Source organism: Chimaeribacter californicus, assembly GCF_002858675.1.
In the GTDB taxonomy this organism is placed as follows: Bacteria; Pseudomonadota; Gammaproteobacteria; order Enterobacterales; family Enterobacteriaceae; genus Chimaeribacter; species Chimaeribacter californicus.
Window position 1 is genome coordinate 34,986 of the sequence record NZ_PJZF01000022.1, and the last position, 22,902, is coordinate 57,887.

The 22,902-nt window shown below is 62.5% G+C and carries 24 protein-coding genes; 14 read left to right on the plus strand and 10 right to left on the minus strand.

The window, feature by feature from the left end:
* Positions 1–84 precede the first annotated feature (84 nt).
* Positions 85–792, plus strand: coding sequence for an ATP-binding cassette domain-containing protein (locus CYR55_RS19460; RefSeq protein WP_101818011.1), 708 nt, complete (start codon positions 85–87; stop codon positions 790–792).
* Here the strand turns inward: CYR55_RS19460 and bioD are convergent.
* The 4 genes from bioD to bioB are packed head-to-tail and all read right to left on the minus strand — an operon-like array spanning position 773 to position 4,409.
* Positions 773–1,459 (minus strand): dethiobiotin synthase, encoded by a 687-nt coding sequence (gene bioD / locus CYR55_RS19465; protein ID WP_101818012.1) that lies wholly within the window; start codon positions 1,457–1,459, stop codon positions 773–775. The two genes, CYR55_RS19460 and bioD, sit on opposite strands and share 20 nt — an antisense overlap.
* Entirely contained in the window at positions 1,452–2,228 is a 777-nt protein-coding gene (gene bioC / locus CYR55_RS19470) for a malonyl-ACP O-methyltransferase BioC (RefSeq protein ID WP_101818013.1), read from the minus strand. The genes bioD and bioC overlap by 8 nt, the downstream gene beginning before the upstream one ends.
* Positions 2,212–3,363 carry an 8-amino-7-oxononanoate synthase gene (gene bioF, locus CYR55_RS19475; protein WP_101818014.1) on the minus strand — a complete coding sequence of 384 codons (1,152 nt, stop codon included), beginning with the start codon at positions 3,361–3,363 and terminating at the stop codon, positions 2,212–2,214. Before bioF ends, bioC begins: the two co-directional genes overlap by 17 nt.
* Positions 3,364–3,368: 5 nt before the next feature.
* Complete coding sequence (gene bioB, locus CYR55_RS19480; protein ID WP_101818015.1) at positions 3,369–4,409, minus strand: biotin synthase BioB; 1,041 nt, start codon at positions 4,407–4,409, stop codon at positions 3,369–3,371.
* 135 nt (positions 4,410–4,544) lie between these two features.
* Between bioB and bioA the strand changes: the two genes are divergently transcribed.
* From bioA to CYR55_RS19500, 4 genes are all read left to right on the plus strand, one after another.
* Complete coding sequence (gene bioA, locus CYR55_RS19485; protein WP_101818016.1) at positions 4,545–5,813, plus strand: adenosylmethionine--8-amino-7-oxononanoate transaminase; 1,269 nt, start codon at positions 4,545–4,547, stop codon at positions 5,811–5,813.
* Positions 5,814–5,981: 168 nt separating this feature from the next.
* Positions 5,982–7,022 (plus strand): NADP-dependent oxidoreductase, encoded by a 1,041-nt coding sequence (locus CYR55_RS19490; protein ID WP_101818017.1) that lies wholly within the window; start codon positions 5,982–5,984, stop codon positions 7,020–7,022.
* Positions 7,023–7,052: 30 nt separating this feature from the next.
* Complete coding sequence (locus CYR55_RS19495; RefSeq protein WP_101818018.1) at positions 7,053–7,733, plus strand: type 1 glutamine amidotransferase domain-containing protein; 681 nt, start codon at positions 7,053–7,055, stop codon at positions 7,731–7,733.
* Between the two features lie 65 nt (positions 7,734–7,798).
* Complete coding sequence (locus CYR55_RS19500) at positions 7,799–8,281, plus strand: kinase inhibitor (protein ID WP_101818019.1); 483 nt, start codon at positions 7,799–7,801, stop codon at positions 8,279–8,281.
* A 61-nt stretch (positions 8,282–8,342) separates the two neighbouring features.
* On the opposite strand, the gene pgl is transcribed toward CYR55_RS19500, so the two are convergent.
* Positions 8,343–9,359, minus strand: a complete 1,017-nt coding sequence (gene pgl, locus CYR55_RS19505) for a 6-phosphogluconolactonase (RefSeq protein WP_101818020.1) — start codon at positions 9,357–9,359, stop codon at positions 8,343–8,345.
* Positions 9,360–9,552: 193 nt separating this feature from the next.
* Between pgl and CYR55_RS19510 the strand changes: the two genes are divergently transcribed.
* A complete protein-coding gene (locus CYR55_RS19510; protein ID WP_101818021.1) occupies positions 9,553–10,374 on the plus strand; it encodes a pyridoxal phosphatase in 822 nt (273 codons plus the stop codon).
* Between the two features lie 32 nt (positions 10,375–10,406).
* Here CYR55_RS19510 and modC read toward each other — a convergent pair whose 3' ends face one another.
* From modC to CYR55_RS19530, 4 genes are all read right to left on the minus strand, one after another.
* Positions 10,407–11,465, minus strand: a complete 1,059-nt coding sequence (gene modC / locus CYR55_RS19515) for a molybdenum ABC transporter ATP-binding protein ModC (protein ID WP_101818022.1) — start codon at positions 11,463–11,465, stop codon at positions 10,407–10,409.
* Positions 11,465–12,154 carry a molybdate ABC transporter permease subunit gene (gene modB / locus CYR55_RS19520; RefSeq protein WP_101818023.1) on the minus strand — a complete coding sequence of 230 codons (690 nt, stop codon included), beginning with the start codon at positions 12,152–12,154 and terminating at the stop codon, positions 11,465–11,467. The genes modC and modB overlap by 1 nt, the downstream gene beginning before the upstream one ends.
* Complete coding sequence (gene modA, locus CYR55_RS19525) at positions 12,154–12,945, minus strand: molybdate ABC transporter substrate-binding protein (RefSeq protein WP_101818024.1); 792 nt, start codon at positions 12,943–12,945, stop codon at positions 12,154–12,156. The genes modB and modA overlap by 1 nt, the downstream gene beginning before the upstream one ends.
* A gap of 146 nt (positions 12,946–13,091) precedes the next feature.
* Positions 13,092–13,262, minus strand: coding sequence for an AcrZ family multidrug efflux pump-associated protein (locus CYR55_RS19530; RefSeq protein WP_101818025.1), 171 nt, complete (start codon positions 13,260–13,262; stop codon positions 13,092–13,094).
* Positions 13,263–13,446: 184 nt separating this feature from the next.
* On the opposite strand from CYR55_RS19530, the gene modE reads away from it, so the two are divergent.
* From modE to gpmA, 7 genes are all read left to right on the plus strand, one after another.
* Positions 13,447–14,238: a molybdenum-dependent transcriptional regulator gene (gene modE / locus CYR55_RS19535; RefSeq protein WP_101818026.1), complete on the plus strand. Its 792-nt coding sequence runs from the start codon at positions 13,447–13,449 to the stop codon at positions 14,236–14,238.
* A gap of 122 nt (positions 14,239–14,360) precedes the next feature.
* On the plus strand, positions 14,361–15,830 hold the full coding sequence (gene modF, locus CYR55_RS19540; protein ID WP_101818027.1) for a molybdate ABC transporter ATP-binding protein ModF: 1,470 nt from the start codon (positions 14,361–14,363) through the stop codon (positions 15,828–15,830).
* 414 nt (positions 15,831–16,244) lie between these two features.
* A complete protein-coding gene (galT, locus tag CYR55_RS19545) occupies positions 16,245–17,288 on the plus strand; it encodes a galactose-1-phosphate uridylyltransferase (protein WP_101818028.1) in 1,044 nt (347 codons plus the stop codon).
* 4 nt (positions 17,289–17,292) lie between these two features.
* A complete protein-coding gene (gene galK, locus CYR55_RS19550) occupies positions 17,293–18,441 on the plus strand; it encodes a galactokinase (protein WP_101818029.1) in 1,149 nt (382 codons plus the stop codon).
* Positions 18,435–19,472 (plus strand): galactose-1-epimerase, encoded by a 1,038-nt coding sequence (gene galM / locus CYR55_RS19555; protein ID WP_101818030.1) that lies wholly within the window; start codon positions 18,435–18,437, stop codon positions 19,470–19,472. The genes galK and galM overlap by 7 nt, the downstream gene beginning before the upstream one ends.
* A 151-nt stretch (positions 19,473–19,623) precedes the next feature.
* Complete coding sequence (locus tag CYR55_RS19560; RefSeq protein ID WP_101818031.1) at positions 19,624–19,956, plus strand: PsiF family protein; 333 nt, start codon at positions 19,624–19,626, stop codon at positions 19,954–19,956.
* 229 nt (positions 19,957–20,185) lie between these two features.
* Complete coding sequence (gene gpmA / locus CYR55_RS19565) at positions 20,186–20,938, plus strand: 2,3-diphosphoglycerate-dependent phosphoglycerate mutase (RefSeq protein WP_101818032.1); 753 nt, start codon at positions 20,186–20,188, stop codon at positions 20,936–20,938.
* 94 nt (positions 20,939–21,032) lie between these two features.
* Here gpmA and aroG read toward each other — a convergent pair whose 3' ends face one another.
* Positions 21,033–22,085, minus strand: a complete 1,053-nt coding sequence (aroG, locus tag CYR55_RS19570; RefSeq protein ID WP_101818033.1) for a 3-deoxy-7-phosphoheptulonate synthase AroG — start codon at positions 22,083–22,085, stop codon at positions 21,033–21,035.
* A gap of 354 nt (positions 22,086–22,439) precedes the next feature.
* On the opposite strand from aroG, the gene CYR55_RS19575 reads away from it, so the two are divergent.
* Positions 22,440–22,799 carry a protein YbgS gene (locus tag CYR55_RS19575; RefSeq protein ID WP_101818034.1) on the plus strand — a complete coding sequence of 120 codons (360 nt, stop codon included), beginning with the start codon at positions 22,440–22,442 and terminating at the stop codon, positions 22,797–22,799.
* Positions 22,800–22,902: the final 103 nt, after the last annotated feature.

Genomic DNA, 22,902 nt, shown 5'->3' on the forward strand with positions numbered 1-22,902 from the left:
CGTTGTTATCGTGCACCATGACCAGGTTGTCAGGCCACCGGGGACAACCACACCATGAATCATCGCGTATCGGGGGAGTACCTGATGTTAAGCGTAAAAGCAGTCAACCAGTTCTATGGACCGACCCACACCTTATGGGACGTTAATCTGGAGTTGCCGCGCGGTAAGTGTACCTGCCTGCTCGGACGGGCGGGGGTCGGCAAAACAACGCTGGTGAACTGCATCATGGGGCATCTGCCGGTCAAAAGCGGCACGGTCATCTGGCAGACCGGCGACCGGCCGCCGCAGAACCTGCTGCAACAGCCGGTGGAGAGCCGCGCCGCGCTCGGCATCAGCTATGTGCCGCAGGGGCGGCAGATCTTTTCACAACTGAGCGTGGAGGAGAATTTGCACGTGGCGATGATGGCGGCACAGCACCAGCACCGCCAGATCCCGACGCTGGTGTTTGACCTGTTCCCGGCGCTGCATGACATGGGCAGCCGCCGTGCCGGGGAGCTGAGCGCCTTCCAGCAGCAGCAGCTGGCGATTGCCCGGGCGCTGGTGCCGGAACCGGAGCTGCTGATCCTGGATGAACCCACCGACGGCAGCGCGCCGGAGATGGTGGCGGAGATGGGCAACATCATCCACCGGCTGAACCGTGACCTCGGCGTCACGGTGCTGCTGGTGGAGCATCAGTTGCCGTTTATCCGCCGCGTGGCGGATCGCTTCTGCCTGCTGGACCGCGGGCGCAACGTGGCAGAAGGCACGCTGGATCAGCTGGACGACCGGCTGATCAGCGATTACCTGATGTGATGCGGCTGAGATCGAGGTACGTGCCGAGCGGTTGGGTGAGATCGTCCAGATAAGGGATTTCGCCCAGCATCGGCGCGGGCAACAGCCGTTGCAACGTAGCCAGGTACTCCGTATGCCGCCGCCCCGGCGGCTGCACATCATTGGCGATCCAGCCCGCCAGCGGCAGTCCGGCTGCCTGTACCGCCGCGGCGGTGAGCAGCGCATGGTTGATGCAGCCGAGTTTCACCCCGACCACCAGAATCACCGGCAATTGCTCCTGCAACACCCAGTCAGCAAAGCTGAACGCCTCGCCCAGCGGGGTGAACCAGCCGCCCGCTCCTTCCACCAGCACCCACTCCGCCCGCGCTTCCAGCGCGCGTAACCCGGCAGACAGCACGGCGGGGTCGATCGGCCGCCCTTCATCCTGGCTGACGATATGCGGCGAGGTTGGTTCCGCAAAGGTGTACGGGTTCACCTCGCTGTAACCCAGTGCCAGCGTGCTGTGCTGCTGCAACGCCAGCGCGTCACTGTTGCGCAGGCCGTCGGCGGTCTCCTCACTGCCGGAAGCCACCGGCTTGTAACCGGCGGTCTGGTAACCGGCGCATGCGGCCGCCTGCAACAGCGCGCTGCTGGTCACGGTTTTGCCGACTTCGGTGTCGGTGCCGGTAACAAAATAGCGTTTAATCACGGTAAATCACTCCATAAGCCACATGGTAACTCAGTGGGCACTGCCCGTTCCGGCGCGGGAACACCTGCTCCAGCTTCTCCAGCCGGCGGCGGCCGGTCAGCCCCGGCGCACGGCCCTGATGCAGGTGGGTCGCGCCGATGCCTTTCAGCGAGCGCATCAACGCCCGCACATCGACAAACTGCTCCCGCTCATGGGCAAAACCCAGTTCATGCCGGTAAGGCGCACAAGCGGCGGCAATCTGCTCAGGGGGCAGGAAACGGTTCACGTGCCCGTGCCCGTCGATCTGCTGCCAGGCGTCCGCCAGCTCCGCCAGCGACCCGGCGGCCAGCGTGGAGAACATGATCACCCCGCCGGGGCGGGTAACGCGGTACAGCTCCGCCAGCACCTGGGGCAGCGCGTCGCACCACTGCACCACCAGGCTGCTGAACACCGCGTCGACGGCGGCATCCGGCAGCGGCAGAGCCTCGATGTCGCCGGTCAGGTAGCGATCGGCCGAGGCCAGCGCCTGCGCCTGCTGCACCATGCCCTCCGCCAGATCCAGCGCCACGACACGGTGCCCAGCCTCGCGCCAGCGGCGGCTGAAGTGGCCGGTGCCGCACCCGGCATCCAGCACGGTGGCCCCGGCCGGTACTGCCGCCAGCGCCATCAGCCGTTCGCCGACCCGCCGCTGTAGCGCGGCGGCTTCATCATAATGGTGTGCAGCGCGGCTGAATGCCGCCGCCACTGCGCGTTTATCCACGGTTGTGGGGTGGTCAGCCACAGAGAGCATGCAGTGCCTCCAGAAGGGTATCGATATCGTCCGGCCGATGGGCGGCGGTCAGGGTCAGGCGTAAGCGGGCGCTGCCGGGCGGCACCGTGGGCGGGCGGATGGCACTCACCCAGATGCCGCGTTCACGCAGCCGCGCCGCCAGGTCCAGCGCCGCCTGGTTTTCCCCGACGATCAGCGGCTGGATGGCGGTGGCCGAGTCAGCCAACTGTAACGGCAGCCCCGCCACGCCGTCGCGGAAGCGGCGGATATGCTGATGCAGCCGTTCACGCAGGGCATCACCTTCGATCAGCGCCGTCAGCGCAGCATCCAGCGCGCAGACCTGCGCGGCGGGCATCGCGGTGCTGTAGATCAGGTGGCGCGCCCGTTGCAACAGGAATTCGGCGGTGGCGTCATCACACAGCACCGCCGCCCCACTGACGCCAAACGCCTTGCCGAAGGTCAGCACCAGCAGATCCGGCCGTACCCCCTGCTGCCGGCAACTGCCTGCGCCCTGCTCCCCCACCACGCCGATGCCGTGGGCGTCATCCACCAGCAGCCAGGCGTTGTGCGCCGCTGCCTCAGCCGCCAGCGCCTTCAGTGGCGCGGCGTCGCCGTCCATGCTGAACACCCCTTCGGTCACCACCAGCGTCTCGCCGCTGATCGGCTTCTCCAGCAAACGCGCCAGTGCCGCAGCGTCGTTATGGGCGAAACGGCGCAGCCCGGACGGCGCATGCAACGCCGCCTCCAGCAACGAGGCGTGGCTGAGCTTGTCCGCCAGCACCCGGTCATCGGCCTGCAACAGCGCCGCCAGCACCGCCTGATTGGCGGCAAACCCGGAGATAAACAGCAGCGCGCGCGGGTAGCCCTGCCACCCGGCCAGCCGCTGTTCAAACCGCTGGTGCACCTCGCTGTAACCGGTGACATGGCCGGAGCCGCCGGCGCCGACGCCGTAGTCCGCCGCGCCCTGCTGCCAGGCGGCGATCACCGCCGGATGGTGGCTGAGGCCCAGATAGTCATTGCCGGAGAAGTTGAGGTAAGGCCGCCCGTTCTGCACCAGCTGGCGGCCATTGCCGCCCCGGTTCGGCACGCGGCGGCGGTAGGCGGCCGCCGCGTGTTGCTCAGCCAGCGCGGCCGCAATGCGTTGTTGCCAGCCCATAATGCTCAGCGCGCCGCCGCATTGTAGAACTGGTCGTTGTCAGCGGTGAGCAGCTGCGCCGCCAGCGCCTGTTGCTGCTGGTTGTCGCCGTGCTCTACGCCGGTGGCCTGCGGGTTCAGCCCCAGTTTGCGGAACAGGATCAGGTCTTTGTCTTCCGCTGGGTTTGGGGTGGTCAGCAGTTTGCAGCCGTAGAAGATCGAGTTGGCCCCGGCCATAAAGCACATCGCCTGCGTCTGCTCGCTCATCTGCTCACGCCCGGCCGACAGGCGCACGTAGGAGGTCGGCATCATGATGCGCGCCACCGCAATGGTGCGGATAAAGTCGAACGGGTCGACGTCGTCGTTGTCCGCCAGCGGCGTGCCTTTGACCTTCACCAGCATGTTGATCGGCACGCTTTCCGGCGGGGTCGGCAGGTTGGCCAGCTGCATCAGCAGCCCGGCGCGGTCGCGCACGCTTTCGCCCAGCCCGACGATGCCGCCGGAACAGACTTTGATGCCCGCGCCGCGCACTTCGTCCAGCGTGTCCAGCCGCTCCTGATAGCTGCGGGTGGTGATGATGTTGCCGTAAAACTCCGGCGAGGTGTCGAGGTTATGGTTGTAGAAGTCCAGCCCGGCGTGTGCCAGCCGCTGCGCCTGCTCGCTGTTCAGCGTGCCGAGGGTCATGCAGGTTTCCATGCCCATCGCTTTCACGCCCTGCACCATCTGCTCCAGATAGGGCATGTCGCGGTCATGCGGGTTTTTCCACGCCGCGCCCATGCAGAACCGGGTAGATCCGGCCGCTTTCGCCTGGCGCGCCGATTCCAGCACCTGATCAACCTGCATCAGCCGTTCCGCTTCCAGCCCGGTTTTGTAGCGCGAACTTTGCGGGCAGTATTTGCAGTCTTCCGGGCAGGCCCCGGTTTTGATCGACAGCAAGGTACTGACCTGTACCTGACGCGGGTCAAAGTGTTGGCGGTGGATCTGTTGCGCTTCAAACATCAGCTCTAAAAAAGGCTTCTCAAACAGCGCCTGGGTGGTTTCCGGCGTCCAGTGAATACGTTGTGCCACGGCGGCATCTCCTTATCGGTGTTGTGGGCACAGTGTAAATAACGGCATCAAGCTGTCAACCAAAAACAGATCACTTTAGTTTACGGTAAACTTTATATAGACTTTATGGTTTACCGCTTTTGCCGGAACTGTTTGATGACGCACGACGATCTTGCTTTTGACCAACGCCACATCTGGCACCCTTACACCTCGATGACCACCCCGTTGCCCTGCTACCCGGTGGTGTCTGCGCAGGGCGTGGAACTGACGCTGGCCGACGGCCGCACGCTGGTGGACGGCATGTCCTCGTGGTGGGCGGCGATCCACGGCTATAACCACCCGGCGCTGAATGCGGCGGCCACGGCGCAGCTCGGCCAGATGGCCCATGTGATGTTTGGCGGCATTACCCACCCGGCCGCCGTGGCGCTCTGCCGCCAGCTGGTGGCGATCACCCCGGCGGCGCTGGAGTGCGTATTCCTGGCCGATTCCGGCTCAGTGGCGGTGGAAGTGGCGCTGAAGATGGCGATGCAGTACTGGCAGGCGCGCGGCGAAACGCGCCAACGCGTGTTGACGCTGAAACGCGGCTACCATGGCGACACCTTCGGCGCGATGGCGGTGTGTGACCCGGAAAACTCGATGCACAGTTTGTATCAGGGTTATCTGCCGCATCACCTGTTTGCCGAGGCGCCGCAGTGTGGGTTTGATGAAGCGTGGGACGCCGCGGACATCGCGCCGTTTGAACAGCTATTGGCGCAACACGCCACGGAGATCGCGGCGGTGATCCTGGAGCCGGTGGTACAAGGCGCGGGCGGGATGCGCATCTACCACCCGGACTACCTGAAGGCGGTGCGGGCGCTGTGTGACCAGCACGGTATTTTGCTGATTGCCGACGAGATCGCCACCGGCTTCGGCCGCACCGGCAAACTGTTTGCCTGTGAACATGCCGGTATCACGCCCGATATTCTCTGCCTCGGCAAGGCGCTGACCGGCGGCTACATGACGCTCTCCGCTACGCTCACCACCCGGCAAGTGGCGGAGACCATCAGCAACGGCGCGGCGGGCTGCTTTATGCACGGCCCGACCTTTATGGGCAACCCGCTGGCCTGTGCGGTGGCCGGGGCCAGCCTGGCGCTGCTGGCGGAAAACCGCTGGCAGGCGCAGGTCGCGGCGATTGAAACCCAGCTCAACGCGGAGCTGATGCCGCTGGCCGCCCACCCGGCGGTGGCTGCGGTGCGGGTGCTGGGGGCGATTGGCGTGGTGGAGCTGCACGCGCCGGTGGAGATGGCGCGGCTGCAACGCCACTTTGTGGAACAGGGGGTCTGGATCCGGCCGTTCGGCAAGCTGATTTACCTGATGCCACCCTACATCATCACCCCGGAACAGCTGACGCGCCTGACCCGTGCCATCGCCTCCGCGCTGGCGTAACGGCCTGGGGAAGCGGGCACGCTTCCCCTTTTTTTGCCCTGCCTCCTGCCCGCCCTGTCCCGCTTCTTACCCATTCCGCCACGCGCGTCGCCGTCACCGCATAAAATCCTAAGAACTCATGCCTATACTTAGGGATGGTGTTCCTTTTCCCGCGAACAGGAGTGAGTGATGAGTCAAAGCAACAGCGTAAACCGTCAACTGGTTCTGGCGTCACGCCCGCAGGGCGCGCCCACTGCCGATAATTTCCGTCTGGAACAGCACCCGATCCCCGAGGCGGCAGAGGGTGAGGTGCTGCTGCGCACGGTCTACCTCTCGCTTGACCCGTACATGCGCGGCCGCATGAGCGATGCCCCCTCCTACGCCGCGCCGGTGCAGATCAATGAGGTGATGACCGGCGGCGCAGTCTCGAAAGTGGTTGCCTCGCGCCACCCCAATTTCCAGGAGGGCGACTGGGTGCTCGGCACTACCGGCTGGCAGGATTACAGCGTGATGCCGGGCGACAAGGTGCAGAAGCTGGCTGACCACATCGCAAACCACCCGTCGCTGGCGCTGGGCGTGCTCGGGATGCCGGGCTTCACCGCCTACATGGGGCTGCTGGACATCGGCAATCCGCAGCCGGGTGAAACCGTGGTGGTGGCCGCGGCCACCGGGCCGGTCGGCTCGATGGTCGGGCAGATTGCCAAACTCAAAGGCTGCCGCGCTGTCGGCATCGCCGGGGGCGAAGAGAAGTGCCGCTACGCCCTGGAACAGTTCGGCTTTGATGCCTGCATCGACCACCGGGCTGACGATTTCGAGGCACAGTTAAAGGCTGCCTGCCCGGACGGCATTGACGTCTATTATGAGAATGTCGGCGGCAAAGTGTTTGACGCGGTGATGCCGCTGCTCAACAGCAAGGCGCGCATCCCGGTGTGCGGCGTGGTGGCGCAGTATAACGCCACCGGCCTGCCGGATGGCCCGGATCGCCTGCCGCAGCTGGCAGGGCTGATTCTGCGCAAGCGCCTGCGGATGCAGGGTTTTATTATTTTCGATGACTACGGCCACCGTTACCCGGAGTTCGCCACACAGATGGGCGAGTGGTTCAAGGCGGGCAAAATTAATTTCCGTGAAGACATCACGGACGGGCTGGAGAACGCCCCGCAGGCGCTGATTGGCCTGCTGGAAGGCAAAAACTTCGGCAAAGTGGTGGTTCGCGTAGGGGATGACGCGTAATTTCTGCTACCCCTTAGATGAGGAGGAAAGATGAAAATTCTGATGATTCTGACGTCACACGACCAACTGGGTGACACCGGCAAAAAAACCGGCTTCTGGCTGGAGGAGTTCGCCGCCCCCTATTATGAGTTTATCGATGCGGGCGCGGAGGTCACTGTCGCCTCCCCCAAAGGCGGCCAGCCGCCGCTTGACCCAAAAAGCGATGAGCCGGACGCCCAGACCGCGCACACCGAACGCTTCCGCAAGGATGACGCGGCGCAACAGGTGCTGGCGAACACCCTGACCCTGGACGCGATCAACGCCAATGAGTATGACGCGGTGTTCTACCCCGGCGGCCACGGCCCGCTGTGGGATCTGGTGGATGACCGTAAATCGATCATGATCATCAACACCCTCTACGCGGCCGGGAAACCGGTGGCGGCGGTCTGCCATGCACCGATTGTGCTGCGCAATGCCGAAAAACCGGACGGCACCCCGCTGGTGCAGGACAAGCGCGTGACCGGCTTCAGCAACAGCGAAGAGGACGCAGTAGGCCTGACCAAAATTGTGCCGCACCTGGTGGAAGATGAACTGAAGCGCATGGGCGGCGAGTACAGCAAAGAGGCGGACTGGAAAAGTTACGTCATCGATGACGGCCATCTGGTGACCGGCCAGAACCCCGGTTCCTCGGCGGCCACCGCCCAGATGTTATTGAAAAAGTTGAACGTATAGGGTAGAGATCCCTGCCTGGGGCGGCACCGGGTGCCGCTTTTTACCACTTTGTTTCAGGGGACCACATGGCATTTACATTACGCAGCAACGATCTGAAAGACGGCGACAAAATGCCGCAGCAGCAGGTCTTTAACGGCATGGGCTACAGCGGCGAGAACCTTTCCCCGCACCTGGCCTGGGACGGCGTGCCGGAAGGCACCAAAAGTTTCGCCATCACGGTGTATGACCCGGACGCCCCGACCGGCTCCGGCTGGTGGCACTGGGGTGTCGCTAACATCCCGGCTGACGTGCGTGAACTCGCCACCGGCGCCGGTTCCGGCAAAGGCGGCCTGCCTGCGGGCGCGGTGCAGACCCGCACCGACTTCGGCAAAGCCGGTTACGGCGGCGCAGCCCCGCCGAAAACCGAAACCCACCGCTACCAGTTCACCGTACACGCGCTGGACGTTGACCACCTCGACGTCGATGACAACACCAGCGGCGCGATGCTCGGTTTTAACCTGCACCACCACAGCCTCGGCAACGCCAGTTTAACGGTGACGTTTAACTGAGTGCGTGTTCCATGTAAAAAGCCGGCCCCCAGGGGCCGGCTTTTTTATAGGGCAGGACGCCTTACTCAATCGACGAATATTGCTTGTCGAGGTCGAGGATGGTGACCCACATCGGGCCCTGGCCGACGTCGTAGCGGGCCAGCGTGCTCAGCGCGCCGGTCGCCTGGTCGATTTTCGCCACTTCAATCCCGGCGGATTTCTGCCCGGCGGTGATCACGTACCGGCCGCTGTGGTCGATGTTGAAGCCGCGCGGCTGGGTTTCGGTCGGGTGGTGGCCCGCCAGCGTCAGCACGCTGCCGTCTTCCGATACCTGGAACACGCTCAGCAGGCTGGCGGTGCGGTCGGTGGTGTAGAGGAAACGTCCATCCGGCGTGATGTGGATGTCCGCCGCCCAGCGGGTGTCGGCAAAATCGTCCGGCATTGCGTTAAGGGACTGCACCTGACGGTAGCCGCCCTGCCCATCCTGCTGGTAGACGTCCACGCTGCTGTTCAGCTCGTTAACGCAATAGACCACGCGGTGGTTCGGGTGGAATGCCATATGGCGCGGCCCGGCCCCTTCTGCCGCAGAGAGCGCTTCCGGCTGGTGCGGGGTGGCGGTGCCGTCCTGCGCCAGATCGAACAGGCGGATGCGATCCTCTTTCAGGCAGGGGATCAGCAGCAGCTGGTTGTCCGGTGAGATATTGGCGGAGTGCGGCGCCTGTAAGTTCTCCAGCGTCTGGCTGGCGGCCTGCACCACGCCGTCCTGGCCTATCGGGCTGATGCTGACGCAGTTGCCGCTGTAGGAGGCGGCGAACAGGAAGCGCCCCTGCAAATCGGTCTCCAGATGGGTCGGGCCGCCCGGCAGCGGGGCCATACCGGCCTGCTCCAGTTTACCGTCATCGGCGATGCGGTAGCTCACCACGCCGAACGCCGGGCGCACGCCGACGTACAGGAAACGGTTGTCCGGGCGCAGCACCATCGGCTGTACCTGGCCGGGCACATCAACGGTCTGCAACAGGGTGAGCGTGCCGTCACCGGCGAGCTGCCAGGCGTGGATCTGCTGGCTGTCCGGGCTGGCGACATAGACGACTTGCTTCATGGTCTCTCCTTTTACAGCTGCCGCAACGGGCAGCATGGGTGGCGTAAGTCAATGTACGTTGTCAGTAATCCTTCTACCATAACCATTCAGCCGCCCGCCGCAAAGTGCCGTGTGCGTTTTCCCCGTGCGGCGTTCGCGTGTACTATCTTCTGAACAGGCTGACTTTTATTCACTTTCGATAAAGAGACCCGCTATGACCTATCGCGTAATTGCGCTCGATCTCGACGGCACGCTGCTTGACCGTCAAAAACGTATTCTCCCGGAATCCCTGAAAGCGATTCAGGCCGCCCGTGAACAGGGCGTGAAGGTGCTGGTCGTGACCGGCCGCCACCATGTCGCCATCCACCCGTTTTATCAGGCGCTGAAGCTCGATACCCCGGCCATCTGCTGTAACGGCACCTACCTGTATGACTACCAGAACAAAAAGGTGCTGGCGTCCGACCCGCTGCGCGAAGATCTGGCGCAGGAGGTGATCACCCTGCTTGATAGCTCCGAGATTCACGGCATGCTCTATGTGGACAATGCGATGCTGTATGAACGACCGACCGACCATGTGCTGCGTTCGCTGGCGTGGGCGGAGACGCTGCCGGAAGGGCAGCGCCCGACGATTTTGCAGGTCAACAGCCTGCGCGAGGCGGCCCAGGAGGCGGACGCCATCTGGAAATTTGCCACCACCCACCCGGATCTGAAGGCGCTGAAAGCCTTTACCGTAGAAGTTGAAGAAAAACTGGGGCTGGCGTGTGAATGGTCATGGCACGATCAGGTGGACGTGGCCAAAGGCGGCAACAGCAAAGGCAAACGCCTGCAGGCGTGGGTGGAAGCGCAGGGCATGACCATGAAGGATGTGCTGGCGTTTGGTGACAACTATAACGATCTCTCGATGCTGGAGACCGCCGGGCTGGGTGTGGCGATGGGCAACGCTGACGACTACATCAAAGAGCGCGCCGCCCTGGTTATCGGCACCAATGAGGAGCCGGGCATCGCAAAGGTGATCACCAAAGAGATTTTGCAGTAACTCCCCGGGCGGCCGCGGTGGCCGCCCCCTTCCTAACCGGAAATCGACACGCTTTTAATCTGCGCGTAGAGCCACATCCCCGGCTTTATCTGTAACTCGTCCCGCGCCCAGGGGGAGATGCGCGCCCAGAGTACCTGTTCACCCACCGCCAGTTTGACTTCCACCTGATCGCTGACTTCAAGGCACTCCAGCACTTTGGCGCGCAGGATGTTGCGGATACTGCTGCCGGTGGGCGGTTGCAGCGCCAGCGACACATCGGCCGCCTGCACGCGGATGCGCAGCGGCGACTCTACCGCCGCCTCTACCCGATTGACCCACAAATGCTGGTCGCCGAGGCTCAGGGCGCTCATGGCGTAACGCGGGTGGTGCTCCAGCACCGTCACCGGCAACACGCTGCTCTGCTCCTCTTTCGGCAGCCATGGCCGCAGTGCGCTGCTGGCCCAGACTTCCTCCAGCGGCCCGACGGCGCGCACCTGCCCCTGATCGAGCATCAATACGTTCTGCGCCAGCCGCAGCAGCTCATCCATGCTGTGGGTAACGTAAAGCACCGGCAGTTTGACGTCCCGCACCAGCCGCTCCAGGTAGGGCATCAGCTCACGTTTGCGCGGCAAGTCCAGTGAGGCCAGCGGCTCATCCATCAGCAGCATCTCCGGCCCGGTCAGCAGCGCCCGGCCAATCGCCACCCGCTGCTTCTCGCCGCCGGACAGGGTGTTCGGGTGCCGCTCCAGCAATGGCTCGATGCCGAGCAGCGCGACGACGGTGTCGAACTGCGCGCGCTGGGCAGGCGGCATGCCGTAGGTCAGGTTGCCGCGTACCCGGTAGTGCGGGAACAGCCGCGCATCCTGAAAAACGTAACCGATGCGGCGTTTTTCCGGCGGCAGCCACTGGCCGTTGGCGGTGTCCACCAGCACGCGGCCGTTAAGCCGGATGTGGCCGCGATCGGGGCGCGTCAGGCCGCCAATCACATTGATCAAGGAGGTTTTGCCGGCCCCGGAGAGGCCGAAAATGGCGGTGATGCCCTGCGCGGGCAGCGTGGCCTGCACCGACAGCGTTAAATCGCCGAGCTGTTGCGTCAGATCGAGTTCCAGCATCAGGCCCCCAGCCGCCGTTGGCTCCAGCGCGCCAGCCACTCCGAGAGCAGCAGTGCGCCCAGCGACAGCACAATCGCAATCACACAAAGCCGCGCCGCCGCCGCTTCCGCGCCCGGCGTCTCAATCAGGGTGTACATCGCCAGCGGCAGGGTGCGGGTCTCCCCCGGAATGTTGGAAACAAAGGTGATGGTCGCGCCGAACTCGCCCAGCGAACGGGCGAAGGCCAGCACGGCACCGACAATGATGCCCGGCAGGGACAGCGGCAGGGTCAGCGTGAAGAAGACCCGCCACGGTGACGCGCCCAGGGTGCGCGCCGCCTGCTCCAGCCGCAGGTCGATCGCCTCCAGCGCCAGCCGGATGGCGCGCACCATCAGCGGGAAAGCAACCACCGCCGAGGCCAGCGCCGCCCCGCGCCAGCTGAAACTGAAGCTGATGCCGAAGGTCTCATACAGCCAGCCGCCAATCAGCCCGCGCCGCCCCATGCCGATCAGCAGCAAATAGCCAATCACCACCGGCGGCAGCACCAGCGGCAGGTGGATCAGGCTGTCGAGCAGTGCTTTGCCGGGAAAACGGCAACGCACCAGCACCCATGCCATCAGGATGCCGAACGGCAGGCTGCACACCACCGCCACGCCCGCCACCTGTAAACTCAGCAGCACCGCCTGCCACTCATACGCGCTCATGATCATCAGTGTGAGGTTGATCCATTCTGGGTAGGGGTAAATCCATAGTGTGTAAAGACCGCAGCCGCCTGCGGCCCTTTCAGATAATCATAGAAGGCGCTGACCGCCGCTGTCTGGTGATCTTTGACTATCGCCATCGGGTATTCCACCGGCTTGTGGCTTTCAGCCGGGAAAGTGCCCGCCACTTTCACTTTGTCGCTGACCACCGCATCGGAACCGTAAACGATGCCGTAAGGCGCTTCGCCGCGCTCCACCAGCGCCATCGCCGCACGCACGTTATTGGCGCGCGCCAGTTCCGGCTCCAGCGCCGCCCAGGCACCCAGCGACTGCAACGCCTCTTTGGCGTAAATCCCGGCCGGGACATGGTCTGGGTCGCCCACTGCCAGCCGTTGCCCCGCCAGCAATGACGTCCAGTTGGTCTGTTTATTCAGCGTGACCTTCGCTGTGTTGGCCTGCGCCGGGGCGATTAGCACCAGATCGTTGCCCAGCAGCGTGTAACGGGTTGGGGTGATGATCTGCTGCTTCGCCACCGCGTAGTCCATCCACTGCTGGTCAGCCGAGATAAAGAGATCCGCCGGGGCGCCCTGCTCAATCTGCCGCGCCAGCACTGACGAGGAGGCGTAAGAAGAGACGATCTCCACCGGGTGGGTTTTCTGGTACGCCACGGCGATGTCCTGCAACGCATTGGTCAGCGATGCGGCGGCAAACACGGTGATCTTCTCCGCCGCCTGCGCCTGTGAAGTCAGGGCAGAGAGCAGCGTCAGGGCAAGCAGGCTTTTTTTGGTCAGCAAGGGCATCAGGGGGTTCTCCGGGTTACGTTATATAGCGAAGGATATAACGTCATGACAAACCTTGTCATTCGGTTTATCGGCCGTGAAAAACAGAACTTGAGGCTGGGCATAAAAAAGCCCGGCACAGGGGCCGGGCGGGGTCAGGCGTTGATTCAGTGGCGGGCACCGGCATGCGTGTTGCCGTTGCGGCTCTCTTTCGGGTGGCCGACCTTCGAGAAGACGTTAAACACCGCACCCAGCCCATAAATCAGGCCAAGGATAATCGCCATCACCACCGGCACCATCACGATGGCAAACGCCAGACTCTCTAACAATTCCAACATAATCGCCTCACTTAGCTGTGCGTTATGCGGCACATGCCGCGCGCGTCCTGCCCCGATAATAGCAACAATCGCACGCGGTGGCGTTAGCAATTCACCAACCGCCGCGGTTTGCCTCACTGCGTTCAATCAGCGACAATCCTGTTTATGCTGTTACTTTTCCACTTCCCTGTTGTTGGATGCCGCCATGCATGCTGAAATTTTGCTGACCCTGAAACTTGACCAACACCTGTTCGCTGACCCGCGCCGCATCGCCCTGCTGAAACAGGTGCAGGCCACCGGCTCCATCAGCCAAGGGGCGAAACTGGCGGGCATCAGCTATAAAAGCGCCTGGGATGCGATCAATGAGATGAACCAGCTGGGTGAGCAGACGCTGGTGGAGCGCGCCACCGGCGGCAAGGGCGGCGGCGGGGCCACGCTGACGCGCTACGGCCGGCGGCTGATCCAGCTGTATGACCTGCTGACCCAGATTCAGCAAAAGGCGTTTGATGTGCTGAACGACGACGCCCTGCCGCTTGACAGCCTGCTCGCGGCGGTGGCGCGCGTCTCGTTGCAGACCAGCGCCCGCAACCAGTTTTTCGCCACCGTGACCGATCGCGGCCACCAGCATGTGCAGCAACAGGTGCAGTTGCTGCTGGCGGACGGGCAGACCCGGCTGACGGCGGCCCTGACGGAGCAGAGCGCCGACCGGTTGCAGTTGCAGCCGGGCAAAGAGGTGCTGGCGCTGATCAAAGCGCCGTGGGTGACGCTGGCGGCGGCCGACACCCCGGCCCCGGCCAACAGCAACCAGTTTGCGTGCGTGGTCAGCCGCCTCCATCCGGGCCAGGAGAGCAGCGAAGTGCTGCTGACCTTTGCCGGTGATGAGACGCTGTGCGCCACTGTGCCAAATGCGCAGGTCGCCGCGCTGGCGCTGACGCCGGGCCTGAATGTCGTCGCGCAGGTGCAGCCGGATCAGGTGATTGTCGCCACCCTGTGCTGATTGTGGTTCTTTATCAGATAGTTGCATTTTCAGCGTTAACAGTTTGCAGATTTGTCAATTGACTTCATCCGGCCGGGCGCTTATCCCTAACCCAAACTGGTTGCACAATAAGGGATACCACCATGTCGTCATTGCAGATTACGCAAGGCCTGTTCCGCCTGAGCGATACCCGCACCCTCCACCTGCCGGATCTGCGCCTGAATGCCGGGGAGAGCTGGGCGTTTGTCGGGGCCAACGGCAGCGGCAAATCGGCGCTGGCGCGCGCACTGGCCGGGGAGCTGGTGCAACTGGCCGGCACGCGCCACAGCGATTTCAAACGGGTTGCCCGCCTCTCGTTTGAGCAGCTGCAAAAGCTGGTGAGCGACGAATGGCAGCGCAACAACACCGACCTGCTGAGCGCCGATGAAGATGACACCGGCCGCACCACCGCTGAAATTATCCAGGAAAGCCACCGTGACCCGGCACGCTGTGCGGCACTGGCCGCGCAGTTCGGCATTACGCCGCTGTTGACGCGCCGCTTCAAATACCTCTCTACCGGCGAAACGCGCAAAACGCTGCTGTGCCAGGCGTTGATGGCCGCGCCGGATCTGCTGATCCTCGACGAGCCGTTTGACGGGCTGGATGTGCAGTCACGCGGCCAGCTGGCGACGCTGCTCGGCACGCTGTCGCAACAGGGCATTACGCTGGTGCTGGTGCTGAACCGCTTTGATGAGATCCCGCCGTTCATCGGGCAGGTCGGGGTGCTGGCGGATTGCCACCTCACCACCACCGGCAGCCGCGCAGAGGTGATGTCCCAGGCGCTGGTGGCGCAACTGGCGCACAGCGAGCAGCTGGCGGGCCTGGCCCTGCCGGAGACCGAGGAGCCGCAGCGCCGCCCCACCCTGCCGCCCGATCAGCCGCGCATTATCCTGCGCCACGGCGTGGTCTCTTATAACGATCGCCCGATTCTTAACGGCCTCGACTGGCAGGTGAACCCCGGCGAGCACTGGCAGATTGTCGGGCCGAACGGCGCGGGCAAATCTACCCTGCTGAGCCTGATTACCGGCGACCATCCGCAGGGCTACAGCAACGATTTAACGCTGTTCGGCCGCCGGCGCGGCAGCGGGGAAACCATCTGGGACATTAAAAAGCATATCGGCTACGTCAGCAGCAGCCTGCATCTGGAGTACCGGGTCAGCGCCAGCGTGCGCACGGTGATCCTCTCCGGTTTCTTCGACTCTATCGGCATCTATCAGGCGGCGTCCGATCGCCAGCAACAGCTGACCCAGCAATGGCTGGCGCTGCTCGGGCTGGATGGCGCAGCGGCCGATGCGCCGTTCCACAGCCTCTCCTGGGGGCAGCAGCGGCTGGCATTGATTGCCCGCGCCCTGGTGAAACACCCGGCGCTGCTGATTCTCGACGAGCCGTTACAGGGGCTGGACCCGCTGAACCGCCAGCTGGTGCGCCGCTGGATTGATGTGCTGATTGGCGAGGGCGACACGCAGCTGCTGTTTGTGTCGCACCACGCGGAGGACGCGCCGCAGTGCATCACCCACCGGCTCAGTTTTGTGCCGGACGGCGACAGTTACCGCTACCCGGTTGAACGCCTCTGATTTCACAGGGGCACCGGTTGCCCCCTTGCCTTTGTTCAGGCTGCCCGTTAAGTGAAAGCGATTACACTTCACGGCAGCGGCGCTATGCCGCCTGTTCGCCTGCTGAGGCCACAATGCCTGCCCCGCGCTTTTTCAGCCAAACACCTGCTGCCTTTTCCCCGGGGCTTATGCTAGGCTTTCCCGTGTAAGCGATTCCATTTTTTAAGCCTGGATCACCTTTTCCTGCCCGCACGCATGCTATCTTTCAGCACGCTATGTGACAGAAAAGCGTGACGCCGTGATGGCTTGCTGTGGAAACGATTACACCCATGCGCCGACAGGCGGCGCTTCCTGTTGCTGTTCCCTGTTTTGCCCCTGGGCCAGATGCCCTGATGGCGACCCTCAGGGCCGTTCGGATTAAGGAATGTTTACGTTATGTCGATTTTTAACCCGGTTGATCATCCGCATCGCCGTTACAACCCGCTGACCGATCAATGGATTCTGGTCTCCCCGCACCGTGCCAAACGCCCGTGGCAAGGGCAGCAGGAATCCCCGGCGCTGGAAACGTTACCCAGCCACGATCCGGACTGTTTCCTCTGCCCCGGCAACACCCGCGTGACCGGTGACGTGAACCCGGATTACCCGAACACCTATGTGTTCACCAATGACTTTGCTGCGCTGATGCCGGACACCCCGGCCGCGCCGGAAAGCGACGACCCGCTGATGCGTTGCCAGGGTGCACGCGGCACCAGCCGGGTGATCTGCTTCTCGCCTGACCACAGCAAAACCTTGCCGCAGCTCTCGCTGGACGCGCTGGAGGCGGTGGTGAAAACCTGGCAGGAACAGAGCGCCGAACTGGGCAAAACCTACCCGTGGGTGCAGGTGTTTGAGAACAAGGGCGCGGCGATGGGCTGCTCCAATCCGCACCCGCACGGCCAGGTGTGGGCCAACAGCTTCCTGCCGAATGAGGCGGAGCGTGAAGACCGGCTGCAACGGGACTACCTGCAACAGTACGGCTCGCCGATGCTGGTGGATTATGTGCAGCGTGAACTCGCTGACGGCAGCCGCACGGTGGTGGAAACAGAACACTGGCTGGCGGTGGTGCCTTACTGGGCGGCCTGGCCGTTCGAAACGCTGCTGCTGCCGAAAGCCCCGGTATTGCGCCTGACTGACCTCACGGACGACCAGCGCCGTGACCTGGCGCTGGCGCTGAAGAAACTCACCAGCCGGTATGACAACCTGTTCCAGTGCTCTTTCCCCTACTCGATGGGCTGGCACGGCGCGCCGTTTACCGACGGCGACCACGCGCACTGGCAGTTGCATGCACACTTCTATCCGCCGCTGCTGCGCTCCGCATCAGTGCGCAAATTTATGGTCGGGTACGAGATGCTGGCCGAAACCCAGCGTGACCTGACCGCTGAACAGGCCGCTGAGCGTCTGCGCGCCGTCAGTGACATCCATTACCGTGACGCGGAGTGATCCCATGAGCCTTACCACTACGACCCAACAGATTTTTGAGCAGGTGTTCGGTTACCCGGCCGCGCTGACCGTCAAGGCCCCCGGCCGCGTCAACCTGATCGGCGAGCATACCGACTATAACGACGGCTTTGTGCTGCCGTGCGCCATCGACTACGAGACGGTGATCGCCTGCGCCAGACGTGATGACCGCCAGATCCGCGTGGTGGCGGTGGATTATGACAACCAGCAGGACAGCTTCTCCCTCGATGCGCCGATCCTCAGCAGCGACGAACTGCCGTGGGCCAACTATGTGCGTGGGGTGGTGAAACACCTGCACCAGCGCAGCCCGGGCTTCGGCGGCGCCGATCTGGTGATCAGCGGCAATGTGCCGCAGGGCGCGGGGCTCAGCTCCTCCGCGTCGCTGGAGGTGGCGGTCGGCCAGGCGATACAGGCGCTGTATAACCTGCCGCTGGATGGCGTGGCACTGGCGCTGAACGGCCAGGAAGCGGAAAACCAGTTTGTCGGCTGCAATTGCGGCATCATGGACCAGTTGATCTCCGCGCTCGGCAAGCAGGATCACGCGTTGCTGATCGACTGCCGTTCGCTGGAGACCCGTGCAGTGCCGATGCCGGAAAACGTCTCGGTGGTGATCATCAACTCCAACGTCAAACGCGGGCTGGTGGGCAGTGAGTACAACACCCGTCGCGAACAGTGCGAAGTGGCCGCCCGCTTCTTCGGCGTCAAGGCGCTGCGCGACGTTAACCCGGACATCTTCTTCCCGATCGCCGACGAGCTTGACCCGGTGGTCTCCCGCCGCGCGCGCCATGTGATCACCGAAAACAACCGCACGCTGGCCGCCGCCGACGCGCTGGCCGCAGGCGACCTGAAGAAAATGGGCCAGCTGATGGCCGAGTCCCACGCCTCGATGCGTGACGATTTTGAGATCACCGTGCCGCCTATCGACGCGTTGGTCGAAATGGTGAAAGGGGTGATTGGTGAGCGCGGCGGTGTGCGCATGACCGGCGGCGGCTTCGGCGGCTGTGTGGTCGCGCTGATGCCGGCCGATCTGGTAGACGAAGTGAAAGCCACGGTGGCGCGGGAATATCAGGCCAAAACCGGGCTGAAAGAGACCTTCTACGTCTGCCGCGCGATGCAGGGGGCGGGCGTATGCTGAACCAGACCCCGGCACCGGACGGCCAGCCGTTCCGCCTGCATACCCTGCGCAATGCCCACGGCATGACCCTGACCTTTATGGACTGGGGCGCAACCTGGCTCTCCGCCGTGCTGCCGCTGGCAGACGGCACCGAGCGCGAGCTGCTGCTGGGCTGTGAATCCACCGATCGCTACCCGGTGCAGGACGCCTACCTGGGGGCGACCGTGGGGCGTTACGCCAACCGCATCGCCAATGCCCGCCTGCAACATGGCGGCAAAACGTTCCGGCTCGCCGCCAATCAGGGCGCGCACCAGCTGCACGGCGGCCCGGAAGGGTTCCATGCCCGCCGCTGGCACTGCCTGGAGGCGGATGAGACACAGCTGCGTTACCAGATCCAGTCACCGGATGGCGACCAGGGTTACCCCGGCAACCTCACCGCCACCGTCACTTACCACCTGACCGACGATAACCGGCTGGAGATTGAGTACGCTGCCACCGTTGACCAGCCTTGCCCGGTTAACCTGACCAACCACGCCTATTTCAACCTGGACGGCGAAGGCACGGATGTGCGCCGCCACCGGCTGCAACTCTTTGCCGACCACTTCCTGCCGGTAGACAGCGAAGGCATCCCGAGTGCCGATCTGACGGCCGTGGACGGCACCGGCATGGACTTCCGCCAGCCTAAAACCCTGGCGCAGGATTTCCTGAAAGATCGCGACCAGCAACGGGTGAAAGGGTATGACCACGCCTATCTGCTGCGCCGCTCCAGCGGTGCGCTGGACTGCCCGGCCGCGAACCTCTGGTCATCAGATGACAAGGTAAAACTGAGCGTGTTCACCACCGCCCCGGCGTTGCAGCTCTACAGCGGTAACTACCTGAGCGGTGTACCAAACCGCAACGGCGGCAGCTATAGCGCTTACCAGGGCGTGGCGCTGGAGAGCGAATTCCTGCCCGACAGCCCGGCCCACCCGGAATGGCCGCAGCCTGACTGCTGGCTGGCACCCGGTAAAACTTACCGCGCCACCACCGTGTACCAGTTTTTCGCGCTGTAACCCTGCCCTGACGGGAGCCCTGCTCCCGTTTTTTTCGTGTCTTTTCAGCAACAAAATGTGAGAACCGGCACACTCCCGGCTGAAATCCCGCCTTGCCCCCTTTCTGCCCTCTACGCTTAAAGACGTGCCCTTTCCCGTTCAAGGAGTTCCTATGCGTAATGCTTTCTGCTGCTGTGCCTTTGCCCTGCTGGTTACCGGCAGTGCGCTGGCGGCCGGCCACGCGTCCGCCGTGCCCTCTTCGGTGCTGCGCGACCCTGAGCAGCAAAAAATGACCGACTGCGAACAGCAGGCCACCATGCAATCACTCAAGGGGGAGGACCGGAAAAAATTCATGAGCCAGTGCCTGCCCGCCCAGGTCAACCCGGCGAAAGAACTGACGCCCCATCAGTTAAAAATGCAGGCCTGTAATCAGGACGCCGACAAGCAGGACATCACCGGCGATGCACGCAAAACCTTTATGAGTAAGTGCCTGAAAAAGCATTGATGACCACTGAAATCAGCGGGGCGTGCGCCTGCCTGCCGCGCCCTGCGCCGCGTTTCATTTTCTTTGTGCCCTAAATTTCGTTATGGTGTAGGTCAACAGATTGTCCCCGCCAATGGGTTGGTGGAAAAAGACGCGGGTGACCGCGGCACAATCCGATTGTCGGCGCGATGGTCAGGCAATATAATGATAATTGTTATCATTAAAAATCAGGAAATTAAGGAGTTTAGCTATGGCTGTAACGAAGCTGGTGCTGGTGAGACATGGTGAAAGTGAGTGGAACAAAGAGAACCGCTTCACAGGCTGGAAAGATGTCGATCTTTCTGAAAAGGGCCGCACCGAAGCCAAGCAGGCAGGTCAGTTGCTGAAACAGGAAGGCTTCCATTTTGATTTTGCTTACACCTCGGTACTGAAACGTGCCATCCACACCCTGTGGAACATCCTGGATGAGCTGGACCAGCCATGGCTGCCGGTGGAGAAATCCTGGAAACTGAACGAACGTCACTACGGGGCGTTGCAGGGCCTGGACAAAGCCGAAACCGCGCAGAAGTATGGCGACGAGCAGGTTAAACAGTGGCGTCGCGGCTTCGCGGTGACCCCGCCGGAGCTGACCAAAGACGACGAGCGTTTCCCTGGTCACGACCCGCGCTATGCGAAACTGCGTGCTGAAGAGCTGCCGACCACGGAAAGCCTGGCGCTGACCATCGACCGCGTGATCCCTTACTGGACTGACGTGATCAAGCCACGCCTCGAAAGCGGTGAGCGTGTGATCGTTGCTGCCCACGGTAACTCCCTGCGTGCGCTGGTGAAATACCTGGACAACATGAGCGAAGAGGAAATCCTCGAGCTGAACATCCCGACCGGCGTGCCGCTGGTGTATGAGTTCGACGAAAACTTCAAGCCGATCAAACACTACTATCTGGGCAATGCCGACGAGATCGCCGCGAAAGCCGCAGCCGTGGCAAACCAGGGCAAAGCGAAGTAATTTTTCTGACGCAAAAGTCATCTTTCTGCCGCGATAACGCAGAAACAAAAACGGAGCCTCTCGGCTCCGTTTTTTTATGCCTGCGGCACCCGGCTTAGCCGCGGCGCGCCTGTACGGCGTCAGCCAGCTGGCGCAGCACGGTCTCGGTATCTTCCCAGCCGATGCAGGCATCCGTCACGCTCTGGCCATAGACCAGCGGTTCGCCGCTCTCCAGGCTCTGGTTGCCTTCCACCAGATGGCTTTCAATCATCACGCCCATGATGCTCGCGTCACCGCCGGCAATCTGCCCGCTGACGTCTGTGGCCACTTCCAGCTGCTTCTTGAACTGCTTGCTGCTGTTCGCGTGGCTGAAGTCGATCATGATGCGTGGCGGCAGGCCCGCTTTCTCCAGCCCGGCCTTCACCTCGCTGACGTGCGCGGCGTTGTAGTTCGGCTCCTTCCCACCACGCAGGATGATGTGGCAGTCCGCATTACCGCTGGTGTTAACAATGGCGGAATGGCCCCATTTGGTGACCGACAGGAAGCAGTGCGGCGCGCCGGCAGCGTTGATGGCGTCAATCGCCACTTTAATGGTGCCGTCGGTGCCGTTTTTGAAGCCCACCGGGCAGGAGAGGCCGGACGCCAGTTCACGGTGAACCTGCGATTCTGTGGTACGTGCGCCGATGGCACCCCAGCTCATCAGGTCTGCCAGGTATTGCGGGGTGATCATGTCCAGGAACTCGCCGGCAGCCGGCAGGCCGGTGTCATTGATCTCCAGTAACAATTTTCGCGCCAGGCGCAGGCCGTCATTAATCTGAAAACTGCCGTCCATCTGCGGGTCATTAATCAGCCCCTTCCAGCCCACCGTGGTACGCGGTTTTTCAAAATAGACACGCATTACAATTTCCAGCGAACCTTTTAACTCTTCACGCAATGCCAGCAGGCGGGCCGCGTAGGCTTTGGCCGCGTCCGGATCGTGAATGGAGCAAGGGCCAATCACCACCAGCAGGCGATCATCGTTACCTTTCAGGATCTTATGGATAGCACTGCGGGCATGTGACACCGTTTCAGCGGCGTTATCGGTAGCGGGGAATTTCTCTAACAGGGCAACCGGCGGCAGGAGTTCTTTAATCTCTTTAATGCGTAAATCGTCGTTTTGATAATTCATAGCTGGTCCATTCGGTATTCAGGAGGTGCACACGCGGCATATCCGGCTAAATTTATCGTCTCTGCCGGCGGCTGTAAACATACTTTAACACCCTCATTTTCCGAATGTCTGATTGATAACTGAAAATTATAATCTAGGCTTAAAGTATGCATGTAATACGGTAAAGACCGCAGGCGATCTCCTTGCAGCCCCTGTTTTTCCCGGCGCGCCCGGCTAAGACGTTAGCCGAAAGCTCACTGTCCGCAGTGATTCAGGATCGTGAAAACGCACTGTCATGGCCCTGGTAGCCTGCCAGGCTGCTTTTGAAAGTTTCACTCAATCAGACTCACAGCATCATAAAATGGAGAAAACGTTATGAAAAAGCTCGCATTGATTTTTCTGACCGCAACCATGGCTTTCGGTAGTGGCGCAGCGCTGGCTGCTGGTTCATCTTCTGACAGCGGCTCTTCGTCGGAGAATAACGGCCTGTCTAACCAGTCGAATAGCCCAGGTGCAAAAGAGAACCTGCCACCGGCCAATGTGGACAACAGCAAGATCAACACCGGTTCCACGGATGCCAGCGGCAACACCAGCATCGATAAAGGTACCGGTGACACCAGCACCGCCACCGGCAGCACCGATGCCAACGAAGCGCATAAAGACACCATCTGCAAAGATGGCCGCTGCCCAGACCAGACCCCAGGCTCTTCCGAAGCTGACGCGACCTCCAAATAACCGGACGGCATGTGCCGGTGACGCAGCAGACGGGGGGCATTGCCCCCTGTTTCTTATTCTGCCCCTGTAATCCCTTCTTACTCCCCTTGCAACCTGCCCCGCT